Here is a 16,174-nt window from a genome sequence, read left to right as displayed (position 1 = left end):
CAGTGTACTTACGGTACATGAGGATTGCGAGCAAGGAGCAACGTAGAAATTTGCCTACGCAGTTGGTTTTTCGAGCTTCCCTAAAGTTTTTAACTCGGCCCACGCATTGATACTATGCGGTTGTGCACTGTCATTTGTCAATTTTAACACAGAAAATTTAAGCGACTTAAATAGTCGAAATAGGCTACGTTGCTCCTGCGCCAAACTCTGCGCAAGATGCTCACTGACCGAGCGATGCATTAAACACAGTGGATATAAGGCTTGCCCATCAATTTCTGCATAGCAAATTTGACTTTGATCTGTCGCAATTTGCTCTGCAAACTTCTCAAGCAATTGATCTGGAATATAAAACAAATCACACGGCACAAACAGTATCCAATCTCGCTGACTATATAACCATGCACTGTGCATGCCCATCATCGGACCGTGAAAGCCTTTCTCAACATCGCTAAAAATCCCAAGATCAGCATCAATGGCTTGATAAATTTCACTATCTCGGTGACTATTGATCCACAGCTTTTGTACTTGCGGTTTGAGCTTTTCCCGCAGTCGATCAAGCTGACGACACTGTCCATCGAAACTTTGAAGCAATTTATTACAACCGCCCATCCGTGTCGCCTGACCGCCTGCAAGAATTACGGCATCGGTATTGGCGAAAATCGTTTTTTGATCCATGAAATTGCTTTGATCAATTGTCGCTTGCGCATCATCAGAGGGCTTTGTTGGACAATTCACTTTCACGCTCCGACTGACATTGCTTAATCAAACCACGGATTTCAGGCAAACATGAACCACAGTTTCCGCCTGCTTTGAGACAAGCCGTGACTTGTTTTTCATCCGTGATATTTTTGGTTTTAATGGTGTCAATAATACGGTTTTTACCGACCTTGAAACAACTACACACCAATGCACCTTCATTATTCGCCTGACCGATTGGCATGCCTGCGAGTAAGGCACGGCGATGCAATGCACTCAGACGATTGCGACTAAACAAGCCTGCTAACCAATCTCGATCAGGTAAAAACTCACGAGGTGCAAGATAGAATGCCGCCATCAAACGATCTTCACGCAGTACCACGATATGTAAAGTGTCGGTATGCACATCTTCATACATCAACCATTCATCATTTTCGGCATCATAAGGCAGTAAATCTAGTAGCTTATTGGCGACTTGTAGACTCTCGGTACGATCGACGATTTCATAGCGAATGGCTTGTGCGGTTTGGATTTTCACCCACCAAGTAAAGGCTTCTTTATCCAACTGCTTTGTATCACAGCCTTTCTCTTTATCACATGGCGCATTTTCCATCCACTCTGGACGCACGTACAGCACCCCTTGCCAGCGTCCATAAAATGGTTGAATCATCACTGGGGTATGTTTAAATTCAGGCTCACCCGAGATCGCATCAACTACAGGATTGACTACCGCACCGACACGTGCATCGGAGGCAACTTGATCATTCCAATGAATTGGCACAAAAATCTGACCACGGCGCACTTTGGTCGAAAACTGAGCACGCACCACACAGCGTCCCCACTCCGAACGCACTTCGACCAAATCAAACTCTTTAATCCCGAACTTGAGCGCATCTTGTGGGTGAATTTCACAATAAGGCTCACTGCGATGTGTAGAGAGATTGGCAGACAATCCCGTACGTGACATGGTATGCCACTGATCACGGACACGACCCGTATTCAAAATCAGTGGATATTCAGCATTTGGTTTATTTTTTGGTTCAATATTTGGCGTGGAAATAAATTTTGCTTTGCTATCTGCATGGCTAAAAATCCCATCGCCATAAATGCGTGGCGTACCTTGCTTGTCCGCATAGACAGGCCATTGAATCGGTTTAAGCGCATGATATTCGGCTTGACTAATGTCACTTAAACCTTGCAGATTGAAATAGCGAAATGCAGGCAAGCTGTCACGCTCAGAGGCAAAACCATTGCCCACCGTTGAGAGTTTGGCGTGTTCTAAGAAAATGTCATAATTCGATGTAAAATCAAAACCTTGCCAACCCATTTTTTGTGCGACTTGGCTCACCGCCCACCAATCTGGCTTGATGGTTTCAGGCACAGATAAGAAAGCATTTTGACGTGAAATACGACGTTCGGAGTTGGTCACTGTGCCGTCTTTTTCACCCCACGCTTGCGCAGGCAATAACACATCGGCAAAGTCTGTGGTATCGGTATCTTTACAGACATCAGACACCACCACAAATTCACATTTTTCCAATGCACATTTGACTTGATCACTATTCGGTAAGCTCACCACAGGATTGGTCGCCATAATCCAAATTGCTTTGATTTTCCCTGCTTCCACCGCTTCAAACATATCTACAGCTTTTAAACCGACCTTTTGTGCGATGTGTGGACTTTGCCAAAAGTCTTGCACCAGTTGCTGATGCGTTGGATTATCAATATCGAGATGCGAAGCAAGCATATTTGCTAGACCACCGACCTCACGTCCGCCCATCGCATTGGGCTGACCTGTCATGGAAAATGCGCCCATGCCCTCGCCTGTCACACGACCAGTAAGCAGATGACAATTGATAATGCTATTGGCTTTATTTGTGCCTTGACTGGACTGATTTACGCCCATTGAGAACAGCGTAATCACCTTCTTGTTTTTGGCGAACAGTTGATAAAATTCAAGCAGTTTCTCAATGGCAATACCAGTTTCCGAAGCGACAAAATCGAGGTCTTGCTCAGCCTGACTGACATCGAGCGCACGATCCAATTGCGTGGTATGCGCATCAATAAAAGCTTGATCCGCATAACCCTGTTCATTGAGATATTGCAATAAACCATTGAAAAGACAAATATCTTGACCAATCAAAATTGGCAAATGTAAATCCGCCTGTTCACAGGTTGCGGTAAAACGTGGGTCAATCACTACGACTTTTAGATTGGCATTTTCAGCTTTGGCCGCCATGATGCGCTGAAACAAAATCGGATGGCACCATGCGGTGTTAGAACCAACCAAAACGATCAATTCCGCTTGTTCAAAATCTTGATAATTGCCTGCAACGATATCTTCGCCGAAAGCACGTTTGTGCGCTGCTACAGCAGAAGACATGCACAGTCGGGAATTAGTGTCGATATTGCCTGTGCCGAGATAGCCTTTGACGAATTTATTGACCACATAATAGTCTTCAGTCAACAATTGTCCTGACACATAGAACGCAACACTTTCACGTCCATATTGGTCGATACATTGACGAAATTTATCGGCAATCAAATCCGTGGCTTGATCCCAAGATGTTTGCTTACGCGCTGCACCTCGTCCAAGTTGTGGCGTGATCAAACGATGCGACATACCCACCGTATCAGCCAGATGACTCCCTTTGATACAGAGTTTTCCTCGATTGGCAGGATGCGACTCATCCCCGACCACTTGTAGCCCTTTGGCAGTTTGCTGTGCAGTGACGCCACAGCCCACACCACAATAAGGACAGGTCGAATGCACGACTTCATTGTTTGAAATCGTTGGGATGAGCTGTGCAACTTGATTCATCTTTGCCATTCTCCAAAATTATACGGATTCGTAATCAGTTGATCTTAAAAACCAAATTGGAGTAAGTACCAATTTGGCGATGATCAATCTCTTAGCTTGCTTGTTTTAGGGCGAAATCTCGACCAAACAACAGCTTATTACGGATTTGGTGAATCGGTGTTTGATCGCTGATCAACTCTGCATACCATGCACCATCTTCAGTATCACCAAACAATACCGCACCGATCACTTTGTCATTTTGGATAATTAAGCGTTTGTAGATTTGACGTTTTTCATCATTGAGCACGATGTCTTCACAGTCTTCGGTTGCTTCAATATTACCTGCCGAGAACACATCCACACCACTGACTTTCAGCTGTGTCGGAGTCGGCAAGGTTTTAAAGGTCAAGCTACCATGCTCTGCCAAGTGAGTTGCACAAACAAAGGCTTGTCCCCAAAGTGGTTCGACCAAACCAAAGACGCTACCACGATGTTCGATACACTCACCGATCGAATAAATACTTGGGTCAAACGTCTGCATGGTGTCATTGACCACCACACCACGATTGCAACGCAAGCCTGCACTTTGTGCAAGATCGGTATTCGGACGAATCCCCACTGCAAATACCACAAGGTCTGCAAGGAGCTGTGTACCGTCGGCAAGGCGCACGCCAACCACTTTACCATCTTGCCCGAGAATCTCTTGAGTTGAGGCTTCAGTGATGATTTTAATGCCTTTTTCATGAATACTTTGACGTAGCATTTGACTGGCACGAAGGTCAAGCTGACGCTCCATGATGCGATCCATCAAATGCAATACCGTGACATTCATACCACGTTGTTTCAAACCATACGCCGCTTCAAGTCCAAGCAAACCACCGCCGATGACGATGGCATTTTGCTTAGTTTGGCTGATCTCGATCATTTTATTCACATCATAAATGTCACGGAAGCTCAGCACGCCATCGAGATCATTACCTTTGATCGGTGGCATAAATGGTTTTGAACCTGTTGCCAAGATCAAACGATCATAATCTACAGCTAAACCTGATTCGGTAATCACTTGCTTTTTACGGCGTTCAACTTTCACCGCTTTGTCGCCTGCGATGAATTTGATGCCTTTTTCCGCATACCATTCAGGTGCATGCAGCATGATTTGCTCAATGGTTTTTTCCCCTGAAAGTACTGGCGAAAGCATGATGCGGTTGTAGTTGCCCCACGGCTCTTCACCAATCACGGTGATGTCATACATCTCAGGTGCCATATCGAGCAAGTCTTCGAGGCAACGCATGCCTGCCAAGCCATTACCCACAAGCACGAGCTTCATCCGATCACGTTGCAATGCCACGTTGGTCAGATACGTTTTTTGTGCTTCAGGATAAACCCACACTTCACCATCAACGATCTTGGTTGGGAACACTGGCAAACTTTGACTGCCATCTTCCAAACAACGCCCTGTCGCCAAGCTAAAATGTTGCTTATAAATCGGTGAAGCAATCACACGCTCACCCAAAATATCACCCAAAATGCCACGTGACATGACATTGGCACCACTAAATGGATCGTGGTTGGAGAGTGCATAAATACGCTTTTCATTTCCAACACGGAACATGGCAACTTGTTGCTCGCCGATCAATGCACAAACACCTGTGTTTGGCTGGATTTGATCAAGCAAACACACTTTTTGCCAATCTAAACCTTGCTTCATCTCTGTCATGATAGTTTCCTTCAATTCTTAAATACTTTTCGCTAACTCGAATTTGTTCACTTTATACAGACGTTACTGCAATACGTTTTGCATCACGCTCTTGTGCATTCATTGGGCGGATTTGACCACGCTCAGGGGTAAACTGAATGTGTGGATCCGCTTGATCAGAGTTAATAAAGGTTTGGAAACGGGCACGGACTTTTGGATCAGTGACCGCAGTATTCCATTCGTCTTGATAGGTATTCACCACGTGTTGCATACGATCTTCAAGCTCTTGTGCCACACCAAGCGAGTCATTCACCACCACATCTTTGAGGTAATCCAAACCGCCTTCAAGATTGTCACGCCATACGCTGGTACGTTGTAGACGATCGGCGGTTTGGATATAGAACATAAAGAAACGGTCGATATAGCGAATCAAAGTATTGGTATCTAAGTCAGATGCAAGTAGCTCTGCATGGCGAGGTTTCATCCCACCGTTACCGCAGACATAGAGATTCCAACCTTTTTCAGTGGCAATCACACCGACATCCTTACCTTGCGCTTCGGCACATTCACGGGTACAGCCAGAGACTGCCATTTTTAATTTATGCGGAGAGCGCAAACCTTTGTAACGGTTTTCCAAGAAGATCGCCAAGCCCACAGAATCATCCACACCATAACGGCACCATGTACTACCGACACACGATTTCACAGTACGAAGCGACTTGCCATACGCATGTCCAGACTCAAAACCTGCAGCGATCAATTCTTCCCAAATCGTTGGCAATTGATGCACTTGCGCACCAAATAAATCAACACGTTGACCACCTGTGATTTTGGTATATAGACCATATTTCTTGGCAATTTGACCAACGGCGATCAAACCATCTGGCGTAACTTCCCCGCCCGCCATACGTGGCACGACAGAATAAGAACCATCCTTTTGAATGTTACCAAGGAAATAGTCATTACTGTCTTGCAAACCTGCGTGCTCTTTTTGCAGGATAAAGTCATTCCAACATGAAGCGAGGATATTCGATGCAGTCGGCTTACAGATATCACAACCGAGTCCATGACCGTGTTTTGAAATCAGCTCATCAAAAGAACGAATTTCATTGACACGTACCAAGTGATACAGCTCTTGCCGAGAGTATGGGAAATGTTCGCAAAGGTGGTTATTGACGGTCACACCTTGACGTTGCAATTCCGCTTTTAAGACTTGTGTCACCAGTGGCGCACAGCCACCACATGCCGTTGCGGCTTTGGTACATTTTTTCAATGCACCGAGCGAGGTCGAGCCGTCGGCAATCGCACTACATAAATCTGCTTTAGACACGTTATTACATGAACAGATCGTCGCAGAATCAGGTAACAGATCAACACCTGTACCACCTGATGATGCGACATTGCTACCGCCATATTGTGGCACGATCAAACTGTCTGGATTTTCAGGCAAATCCATGTCGTTGAGCATCATTTGTAGCAGTTCGCTATATTCTTTGGCATCACCAACGAGGACTGCGCCGAGTAATTTTTTGGTTTCTTTATTGATGACGATTTTTTTATAGACTTGTGCATGGTCATCATTATAGAAATAGCTTGCCGCAGACGGATGATTACCATGTGCATCACCGATCGATGCGACATCGACACCCATCAGCTTGAGCTTGGTGCTCATGTCCGCACCAGTAAAACTATTGGTTTCTTCTTGCATCACATGTTTTGCAGCAATACGCGCCATGTCATAACCTGGTGCCACCAAGCCGTAAATTTTGCCCTGCCACAGCGCACACTCACCGATCGCATAGATATGCTCATCAGAAGTTTGGCAATAATCATTGATCACAATCCCGCCACGCTCGCCAAGCTCCAGCCCTGACTGACGTGCCAACTCGTCACGAGGACGAATCCCTGCGGAGAAGACGATCAAATCTGTTTTCAGCTCTGTGCCATCAGAGAACTTCATACAATGTACAAAATCATCTCCATCTTCAATGGCTTGTGTACCTTTTTGGGTGAGAACTTCCACCCCTAAATCTTCAATTTTATTGCGTAGAACTTTACCGCCGAGGTCATCAATTTGCACTGCCATCAAACGTGGCGCGAACTCGACCACATGCGCTTTTAAGTTCAAGTCAACCAGCGCTTTTGCAGCTTCTAGACCGAGCAGACCACCACCGATCACCACACCATTTTTTGCGGTCAAACTTGCAGCACGGATGGCATCTAAGTCTTCAATGGTACGGTAGACAAAGCAGTTTTCACGATCGTTGCCTGGAATCGGTGGGACAAATGGATAAGAACCCGTAGATAGAATCAACTTATCATATGGGACTTGTTGACCTGATTTTGTAGTCACGATTTGCGCCTCACGATCAATCGCAATCGCTTGGGTATTCAAATGCAGATCAATACCATAGGCATCGGCAAAGTCCTGACGTGCTAATGACAAATCTTTGGCGGACTTCCCAGAAAAATATTCAGTAAGATGGACACGGTCATATGCCAAACGTGGTTCTTCTGCGATAACCGTAATTTCAACATCATCTTTCGCATATTCAAGCACGCCTTCAAGGAATTTGTGCCCAACCATACCATGACCAATAACGACTAATTTCATGGGAATTTCTCCGCAATTTTTTACAATGTTTTGCTATCTTTGGCTTTGAGCAACCGCCTTGATTTCAACGGGTTGGTTGCTCATTGCTATTTTTGCTTCTACAGCTCAGGCTTATGCCTCAGCCATTGCGTTACGTTCCGCAACTGCTTGTTCAAATAATTTTTGCTCTTTGGCTTTGTGCTCAGGGCTAAAGCGGATGAACATCACCGAGCAACCTGCGACCACCACCAACACACCGATGACCATCAAGCAAGTTTGGATATCGACCATGCCTTTGAGCAAGAAACCTGCTGCCACTGCACCGACATTACCGCCTGCACCGATGATGCCTGCCACGCCACCTAATGATTCACGATCCACGAACGGCACCAGTGCATACGTTGCGCCACATGCCATGTGTGTAAACAACCCAAAGACTGTCATGGCAAGGATTGCCATCCATACCACAGACATTTGTGAGAATAAAATCAAGAAGATGCCTTCACCCAAGATCATGATCAGCAAGACTTTGGTACGCCCATCAAGACCTTTACTGGTTGCAACTTTGTCCGAGATGATGCCACCAAGTGCACGGGCAAACAGCGCCAGCAAACCAAAGATCCCTGCGGCTAAGCCTGCTTCTTTTAGCCCCAATTCAAAGGTATTGACGTAATACATCGCTGCGATATTGTGGATGAAAATTTCCACGCCGAAACATGCGCCATAAGTTAAGAAAAGAATCCAAACACGATAGTTTGATGCAGCTTGTTTTAAGATGCCCATGCTGCTTTTTTTGCCACTACCCGCTTCCACACCCATGGCACGCAATTCTTTAAAATTACCTTGTGGGCTATCTTGGGTGAGTTTCCAGTACATGATGCCAACGATAACCATCATCACACCAGGCACCAATAACGCTGCTCTCCACCCCCAAGCTGCATCCACACCCACCATAATCAAGGCTGCCATTAATAAAGGCATTAATGCTTGAGTCGCACCGCCACCCGCATTACCCCAACCCGCAGTTGCCGCATTGGCTGTACCGACAACATTCGGCGCAAACATGATGCTGGTATGATATTGGGTGATGACAAAGCTAGCACCGATCGCACCAATCAACAGGCGGAAGAATAAGAAGGATTCGTAGCTATTGGCAGCTGCTACGCCAAATATAGGGATACTACCGATCAGAAGTAATGCGGTATAGGTACGACGAGGGCCATATTTATCAGAGAGTGGTCCAATGATGAGACGCACGAGAATGGTGATTGCCACCGCTGCGATATTGATATTGGCGATCTGATCTTTTGTGAGATGAAATTCACCTGCGATGACTGGCATCAATGGCGCGCAGGCAAACCACGCAAAGAAACAGACAAAGAACGCCAGCCATGACATATGAAATGCACGCATTGCTGGTGTGGAAAAACTAAACAGCTTGATGGATGTTGCTTTTTTAGCGGATAAATCAATAGACATAATGGCGTCCCCTGAGCTAAACATGTATTGATGCAGTGATAAAAAAATTAAAACCACATATTCGCTTGTCAGAACGGGCGCCATTGACCGTTGCAATTTGGAGTCATCTTTGACTTCGGTTTAATAAAGCAACAGCCATGCCAACTTATAAATATTAGATGCAAATTTAAAAAATAACGTATAATTAAAACTCAAACAATTGTATTTTATAAATATTTTTAAAATTAAAAATATAGGACGTGCTGTAAATAACGCAGCTCACACATCCATTATCGACTTAAACTATCTATCACACTCACCATTTCGATCCGCCAAGATCGAGTGATTTGCCAAATTTTCTCCAAGTCGATTGCATTGAATTGCGCTAATTTACAAAGGATTACACACAACGCACCACTTTGACTCACTTGTTTACTGCAACGTATTTAGCAATTTTCATGCAATCCATTAAAAAAAGCGGATGATTGCACCAAAACATGGCAACCACCCGCCTCATCTACGACCAAAGTCTATATTTTAACGATGAATCAGCGTACAAACCTGATCGAATTATTCATTTTCTGGAAAAATCTCTGCAACCATATACAATTTTGCATAACCTGAAATCTCCATACGCTCATCATCCAAAATTTTGCAATATAACGTACCACCCCGCTTGGAGGCTTGATAAGCAACCAGCTCGGTTTTATTCAAGCGATCTGCCCACATCGGCACAATCCCCGTATGAATCGAACCTGTGACAGGATCTTCATCAATGCCCATTGCAGGCGCAAAATAACGAGACACGCAATCAAACTCCGCATACGAATCAATACCTTGTGCCGTGATCGCAACATCACGATTCGATGCAGTAATTGCCGTTCTAAGTTTGCCGAGCGTTTTTAATTTGGCGAAATCAGGCTGTTCATCCAGCACATCTTGCACCGATGCATATTCAATAATATAGGCTTGCGGACTCAGATATACCGCTTTAAACGGTTTGCTTAATCCTGCACGCAACTCGGCTGGATAGTTATCAATCTGCTCAGCACGGCGAATCGGAAAATTCATATGAATCTTGCCATCGTCCGCCTGATGTATAATAAATTCACCCAATTTACGCACATGAAAACTCAACTGCTTGAGTGAGGCATTAAGCTGAAACAACACAAACGCACTGGCCAATGTGGCATGCCCACAAAAATCCACCTCTGCCACAGGTGTAAACCAACGAATCTCAAAATTTCGCTCATCTTGCTTTTTGACAAAAGCGGTTTCAGCCAAATTGTTTTCTTGGGCGATATTTTGCATCACATTGTCATCAAGCCATTCCTCCAAAATCAGTACCGCCGCTGGATTCCCTTGAAATAACTGCTGTGCAAAAGCATCCACTTGATACATTTTCATCAACGTGCTCATCTTAATTGATCTATGATTTCACATGAACTATAGCTTTTTTTCATCCGCATGTAATGCCCTAGTGCTTGACAAGCTGATTTTTTATTCTACAATGGCGCCAAATTGATCAGCGTACATTTTATTTCTGCACGATCAATTTCATCTCTATTTTCATTGACCATGCATCAGCCAAGAATGTTGCATGGCTGACAACGACTGAGGAGGACGTTATGCTTTTTTCTATGGATTACAACTTCAGCTGATTTTGCATACGTCTGCTCACGGACATATGTTGAATCACACATATGTCCGAATGCCAAAAATCATTGATCTAGCATTCGCTAGATTTTTTTTGCCTATTTTTTCGATATTTAACGATTAAATATCAATCTCTGAAATAAAATAGGCATGACGCTTCGGACGATGTTCAATTTTTTAAAAGAGAACCGTCATGGGCATACAAAAAATTTTAAATGCCAACGCTGAATACGGCGTTCCCGTCAAAATCTATACCAATGATATTGACGCAGAAAGCATGCAACAGCTTGGCAAGATGGCACAATTGCAATTCATTCATTCACATATTGCAGTGATGCCAGATGTACACTTAGGTAAAGGTGCAACTGTCGGCAGTGTGATTCCCACCAAACATGCCATCATCCCTGCTGCTGTCGGCGTGGATATTGGTTGTGGCATGAATGCACTGCGCTTGAGCTTAAAAGCGAGCCAACTACCCGACAATCTCAGTGCCCTGCGTAATGCGATTGAACGCAAAGTGCCTGTGGGCTTTGCCATGCACAAGCAGCTCAAAGCCAAGGCATCAACGCTTGCGCCACTAGATAAGCGTCTCAAGGAAATCACCGACAAGCACCCTGCACTGAAGCGCATGCTGAGAAACTTCGATGTCACTTGGCAGAAGCAACTTGGCACTTTGGGCGGTGGCAATCACTTTATCGAGCTATGTTTGGATGAGCAAGATGATGTGTGGGTGATGCTCCATTCTGGTAGTCGTGGTTTGGGAAATGTGATTGGTACATACTTTATCGAACGTGCCAAAAAAGAGGCGCAACATCGCTTCGGACATGTGCCAGATAAAGATTTGTCTTATTTTGCTGAAGGCTCAGCCAGCTTTGATGATTATGTGCAAGCCGTCGAATGGGCACAAGAATATGCATTTGAAAATCGCCGTGAAATGATGCGCTTGATTTTAGAAGCGATTCGCCCATTGTTACCGAGCTTTCAGATGACCAAAGAAGCGATCAACTGCCATCACAACTATGTGCAAAAGGAACTGCATTTTGGCGAGGAAGTTTTTGTGACACGTAAAGGCGCTATCCGTGCTGGACTTGATGAGTTCGGCATTATCCCAGGTTCAATGGGCGCCAAATCCTTTATCGTCAAGGGCAAAGGCAATCCAGAATCATTTTGTTCCTGTTCACACGGTGCGGGACGCAAAATGAGTCGAAGCCGAGCCAAGCATCTCTTTAATCAACAGGATTTAATTGCGCAAACTCAAGGCATTGAGTGTCGAAAAGATAAAGGCGTAGTTGATGAAATTCCAAGTGCCTACAAAGACATTGACCAAGTGATGGCAAACCAAACCGATCTCATCGAAGTGGTACACACGCTCAAACAAGTGCTGTGTATCAAAGGTTAAAATCAAGGAAAAGACAATGAAACTCAAAGAAATGACCAAAATCAAAGTGCGCAATCCAGTCGCATTATCACCACTTTTACATAAAGGCGGTGTGCATGAAACTGAAAAACCACAAGCTGTACATCGTCGCAACCGCAAAACATCCAAGCAACATTTGCGGAAAACCGATTGGCAAGCTGAATAAGTGCATAGATTCAATCATCGAATGATCTTGCTATTCAAGCACGTTAAACCCAATAAAAAAGCAGCCCTAGGGCTGCTTTTTAAATCATGATAGATTATTGAACAGGTGCTTGTTCTGGTTGAACCACAACTTTTTTCACACCAGTAATTTGTAGTGTTACACGACGGTCTGGTTGTAAGCATGCTTTCAATTCAGCAGTCGCTTTAGTACCAGTACAGTTCGTTGTTACAGGTTGAGTTTCACCCGCACTTGCAACGTTCATTTGAGTTTGTAGACCACGAGTTGCCAAGTATTGTTGTACGGTTTGCGCACGTTTCATGCCCAATTCGTAGTTATACTTTTCAGAACCCAAACGGTCTGTATGACCAGTGATATCGATCGTGTTAATCGTAGTATAGTTACCATTAACCGCATCAACCACTTGATCTAAAGTCGCACGACCTTGTGGTAACAAGTCAGATACTGATGAACCATTAAACTTGAACAATGCATCAGCAGCAAGGTTGATCGTCTCTTGCTCAACACGTGGTGCTGGTGGTGGAACAGGTACTGGCTCTGGTAGTGGCTCAACTTCTACGACTGGCGCAGCAGGCTTCAAGTGACCGCCAAGAACAACATTCAAACCAGCAAGAGCGGTATAGTTCCAGAATTCTTCGTCTGCATTATACGTTGCACGTGCTTCTGTACGAAGTGACAATGCATCATTGAAGCGATAGAACGCACCAATACCCGCATTACCCAAAGTACCTTCTTCAGTTAGACCACGACCAGCACGACCAAGTTCTGCCGCAGTCGCACCATCAAATTCGTATTTATAATGACCAGCACCTAAAAGCACATATGGCTTAAATTTGCTGTCATAGTTTTTAGTGATCAAATCAGAAGTCACATAAAAGTTACCATTGATTTGAGTTTGCTTGTACTCTGCACCATTGAGCTCTTGACCACCGACTTCAATATCACCTTTCACTTGGTTATATTCAGCTTCGAAACCCAACCAAGGTGTCAATTCAACACCAAGCGCTGCACCAACAAACAAATCGTCTTGAATTTCAGCAGAGTTGGTCAAGTCACCTTTGTCGCCGTCATTGTTGTGCTGGGTATCTTGAAAAGTATAACCAACCATCAACGGAGTAACTGTTACGCCAGCATTAGCTGCTGCGAATGGGAGTGCTAACATCAAAGCACATGTTAAACGATTTAAATTCATAATTAACTCCAAATAATGCACGATGCATTGAAAAAATGTCTTTGCAAGAAAGTAAAACATTTACAAAAGAAGCTGAAAAACAACAAACCGAACAAACCCTTTGTAAACCAACTATACTTCATCACGAAAGTAACAAGTTGTGTCTAATATATTCAATTTTTCACATTAAGTTTGTAATTTTTTGATACATTTGACATAAAAAAAGCAACCCGAAGGTTGCTTTTTAGTGTCTAAAACTCAGCAATTATTGTGCTGGAGCTTCTTGACCAGGTTGTACTAGAACTGTACGGCTACCAGTAATTGTAGCGAATACACGACGGTTCATTGCACGACCTTCTTTAGTATTGTTGTCAGCGATTGGTTGATCCCATGCAAAGCCTTGAGTGCTTAAGCGGTTTGGATCGATACCGAATTCGTTAACCAAAGAAGATTTCACAGAATTCGCACGAGCAAGTGAAAGACGTTCGTTCAACTTACGTGGACCAGTGTTGTCTGTGTGACCTTCGATTTGTGCAGTTGCGTTTGGATACTCAACAAGTTTCTCAGCAACTTTAGCGATTTCTGGCTTGTATTGCGGTTTGATGTTTGACTTGTTGATGTCAAAGAATACACGAAGTTCCATTTTAAGATCTTCAGTGATTTCTTTAGGTTGCTCTGGTTCTGGTTGAACAACAACTTCAGGAACTGGCTCAACTTCAACTACAGGTGCAGCTGGTTTCAAGTGACCACCAAGAACGACTTGAAGAGCTGCCAAGCCTTGACCTTCCCACCAGTTGTTATCAAAGTTGTGGATAGCACGAGCTTCTGTACGAAGTGTCAATGCATCGTTCAACTGCCATAGTACACCAGCGCCCAAGTTACCAATCGTGTCATAAGAACGGTTGTCATAACCAGGATTATCAACAGTGATACGTGAATGACCAACACCTAGCAAACCATAAGGTTTGATTTTGCTGTCATAGTTACCAGTGAATACATCAGTGGTTGCTATCGCATTCAAACTTAATGTTTCATGCTTCGCATCGTATGGTTGACCATTGATTGATGCATCTTCGTTCGCAGCTGCATCAGCTTTAGTTTGTTGGTATTCAACTTCAGCTTGTAACCAAGGTGTCAACTCTGCACCAATCGCAGCACCAACAACTAGATCACTTTGTAATGCAACACCGTTACCGTTTGCACCAGTTTGTGGGCTGTTTTCACGACCAGACAATGCTTCATCACGCATCTTGTCTTGAGTATCGCTAGGATACCAGTGATAACCAACCATAAGCGGGGTGATTGTAATACCAGCATTTGCAGCTGCAAAAGGAGCAGCAACTAACATTGCTAGAGCAATACGACTCATTTTCATGGAATGCCTCCAGATTAACATTTTGTTGTGTAACGCAAGCCTAAAACTTTGTTTTCTGTGCATAGTATATACACAATTTCATATGTTTTTAAGCTACTTGCCTAAAATTTTACAAAAAAATGGGTATTCAACCCATGTGCCAACACCTAAGTGTCAATAGTATTGACAAATTTCCTTACAATTACCGTTGTTATTCGGTAACCTAGAACCCAGGATCGTGACTCATCCTTGGCATGCAGTCTAGTCGTATTTAAATGCTTTTTCTATACTTTTTTATGAAAGTTTGAAATAGAACATGGTTTTTTTTGTAACTGTGGCGTATTTTTTAAATGATTTTTCTTCACAATTTTGACTCACTTTATCTTGATATAGTTTATCTTTTAGTTTTTTAGTTTGCTATTCATCACATTTTTTAATAAATTAATACAGAGCGCTGTGTAATATGTCTTTGCATAAACGCCACATAACTACACAATAATATGGAATATAAAATTGAAAAGAATCACTCCAAAGCATGCTGTCGGTTTCACACTTGTCGAGCTCATGGTGACTCTGGCAATTTTGGCGATTATTGTGATTACGGCTCTCCCCAATTTTCAAAATCTAATGGCAAGCCTTGAAGCCAAGCGGGTCAGTACATCGCTATCTACATTTATTCGCAATAGTAAGCAACGTGCTTATGTACATCACCAACGTATTGGTCTATGCGGTAGTAGTAATTCGAGCAGTTGTGACCGCACAGGCTGGTCTACGGGCATGATTATGTTTCATGATAATAATGCCAATCGTCTTCGTGATTCATCAGAGCAAATCGTTGATCAAATTCGTTTCAATCTCAGATATGGTACTTTGTCATGGCAAGGTGTCGGTAGAACCAATTCTTTGCTATTTCAGCCTGATACAGGATTACCAAGAGGTTCGAATGGTTCATTCACCTATTGCTCGCAAAACAATCTGCATCAAAATGTTATTTTAAGCAACATGGGGCATGTGCGTGTTGAACGCATTACCACTTGCTAAGCTCTGTAACGCCCCCATCAACATAGTCAGTATTTCATGCATTGAAAATGAACGTGTAGTTTCGCTTTATTTTTGTGCCACATTTTTAAATCGAATATAGTTTACACA

At 43.7% G+C, this 16,174-nt stretch carries 11 protein-coding genes; 3 read left to right on the top strand and 8 right to left on the bottom strand.

The annotated features are described in order from the left end of the window. Positions 1-54: 54 nt before the first annotated feature. The 6 genes from mobA to BLQ60_RS09505 all read right to left on the bottom strand — a co-directional run bounded on the left by mobA (position 55) and on the right by BLQ60_RS09505 (position 10,650). Complete coding sequence (gene mobA / locus BLQ60_RS09530) at positions 55-735, bottom strand: molybdenum cofactor guanylyltransferase (protein ID WP_092619419.1); 681 nt, start codon at positions 733-735, stop codon at positions 55-57. Beyond that, positions 710-3,517 (bottom strand): nitrate reductase, encoded by a 2,808-nt coding sequence (locus BLQ60_RS09525; protein ID WP_092619416.1) that lies wholly within the window; start codon positions 3,515-3,517, stop codon positions 710-712. The genes mobA and BLQ60_RS09525 overlap by 26 nt, the downstream gene beginning before the upstream one ends. A gap of 91 nt (positions 3,518-3,608) precedes the next feature. Continuing rightward, a complete protein-coding gene (gene nirD, locus BLQ60_RS09520; protein WP_092619413.1) occupies positions 3,609-5,213 on the bottom strand; it encodes a nitrite reductase small subunit NirD in 1,605 nt (534 codons plus the stop codon). 52 nt (positions 5,214-5,265) lie between these two features. After that, positions 5,266-7,806 (bottom strand): nitrite reductase large subunit NirB, encoded by a 2,541-nt coding sequence (gene nirB / locus BLQ60_RS09515; RefSeq protein ID WP_092619410.1) that lies wholly within the window; start codon positions 7,804-7,806, stop codon positions 5,266-5,268. 111 nt (positions 7,807-7,917) lie between these two features. Next, positions 7,918-9,264, bottom strand: a complete 1,347-nt coding sequence (locus tag BLQ60_RS09510; RefSeq protein ID WP_092619595.1) for an MFS transporter — start codon at positions 9,262-9,264, stop codon at positions 7,918-7,920. Positions 9,265-9,813: 549 nt separating this feature from the next. Beyond that, positions 9,814-10,650: a PhzF family phenazine biosynthesis protein gene (locus tag BLQ60_RS09505; RefSeq protein ID WP_092619407.1), complete on the bottom strand. Its 837-nt coding sequence runs from the start codon at positions 10,648-10,650 to the stop codon at positions 9,814-9,816. A gap of 442 nt (positions 10,651-11,092) precedes the next feature. On the opposite strand from BLQ60_RS09505, the gene BLQ60_RS09500 reads away from it, so the two are divergent. Together BLQ60_RS09500 and BLQ60_RS14065 are read left to right on the top strand one after the other, a co-directional pair. After that, positions 11,093-12,298: an RtcB family protein gene (locus BLQ60_RS09500; RefSeq protein ID WP_092619404.1), complete on the top strand. Its 1,206-nt coding sequence runs from the start codon at positions 11,093-11,095 to the stop codon at positions 12,296-12,298. Between the two features lie 16 nt (positions 12,299-12,314). Further along, positions 12,315-12,482 carry a hypothetical protein gene (locus tag BLQ60_RS14065; RefSeq protein WP_171259089.1) on the top strand — a complete coding sequence of 56 codons (168 nt, stop codon included), beginning with the start codon at positions 12,315-12,317 and terminating at the stop codon, positions 12,480-12,482. Between the two features lie 94 nt (positions 12,483-12,576). Here BLQ60_RS14065 and BLQ60_RS09495 read toward each other — a convergent pair whose 3' ends face one another. Then, entirely contained in the window at positions 12,577-13,692 is a 1,116-nt protein-coding gene (locus BLQ60_RS09495) for an OmpA family protein (protein WP_092619401.1), read from the bottom strand. Between the two features lie 244 nt (positions 13,693-13,936). After that, positions 13,937-15,046 carry an outer membrane protein Omp38 gene (gene omp38, locus BLQ60_RS09490; protein ID WP_092619398.1) on the bottom strand — a complete coding sequence of 370 codons (1,110 nt, stop codon included), beginning with the start codon at positions 15,044-15,046 and terminating at the stop codon, positions 13,937-13,939. 492 nt (positions 15,047-15,538) lie between these two features. Here omp38 and BLQ60_RS09485 point away from each other — a divergent pair, with 492 nt between their 5' ends. After that, the gene (locus BLQ60_RS09485; protein WP_244516013.1) at positions 15,539-16,066 is read left to right on the top strand and encodes a pilus assembly FimT family protein; all 528 of its coding nucleotides are present in this window, start codon (positions 15,539-15,541) and stop codon (positions 16,064-16,066) included. The last annotated feature ends 108 nt before the right edge of the window (positions 16,067-16,174 follow it).

It is taken from the genome of Acinetobacter marinus (assembly GCF_900096915.1).
Classification (GTDB): domain Bacteria; phylum Pseudomonadota; class Gammaproteobacteria; order Pseudomonadales; family Moraxellaceae; genus Acinetobacter; species Acinetobacter marinus.
This window is presented reverse-complemented; position numbering and strand designations above follow the sequence as displayed.

Excerpts from the sequence above, each read along its gene's own strand:
- BLQ60_RS09525 (WP_092619416.1), bottom strand. The coding sequence starts at position 3,517 with ATGAATCAAGTTGCACAGCTCATCCCAACGATTTCAAACAATGAAGTC.
- nirD (WP_092619413.1), bottom strand. The coding sequence starts at position 5,213 with ATGACAGAGATGAAGCAAGGTTTAGATTGGCAAAAAGTGTGTTTGCTT.
- nirB (WP_092619410.1), bottom strand. The coding sequence starts at position 7,806 with ATGAAATTAGTCGTTATTGGTCATGGTATGGTTGGGCACAAATTCCTT.
- BLQ60_RS09510 (WP_092619595.1), bottom strand. The coding sequence starts at position 9,264 with ATGTCTATTGATTTATCCGCTAAAAAAGCAACATCCATCAAGCTGTTT.
- BLQ60_RS09505 (WP_092619407.1), bottom strand. The coding sequence starts at position 10,650 with ATGAAAATGTATCAAGTGGATGCTTTTGCACAGCAGTTATTTCAAGGG.
- BLQ60_RS09500 (WP_092619404.1), top strand. The coding sequence starts at position 11,093 with ATGGGCATACAAAAAATTTTAAATGCCAACGCTGAATACGGCGTTCCC.
- BLQ60_RS14065 (WP_171259089.1), top strand. The coding sequence starts at position 12,315 with ATGAAACTCAAAGAAATGACCAAAATCAAAGTGCGCAATCCAGTCGCA.
- BLQ60_RS09495 (WP_092619401.1), bottom strand. The coding sequence starts at position 13,692 with ATGAATTTAAATCGTTTAACATGTGCTTTGATGTTAGCACTCCCATTC.
- omp38 (WP_092619398.1), bottom strand. The coding sequence starts at position 15,046 with ATGAAAATGAGTCGTATTGCTCTAGCAATGTTAGTTGCTGCTCCTTTT.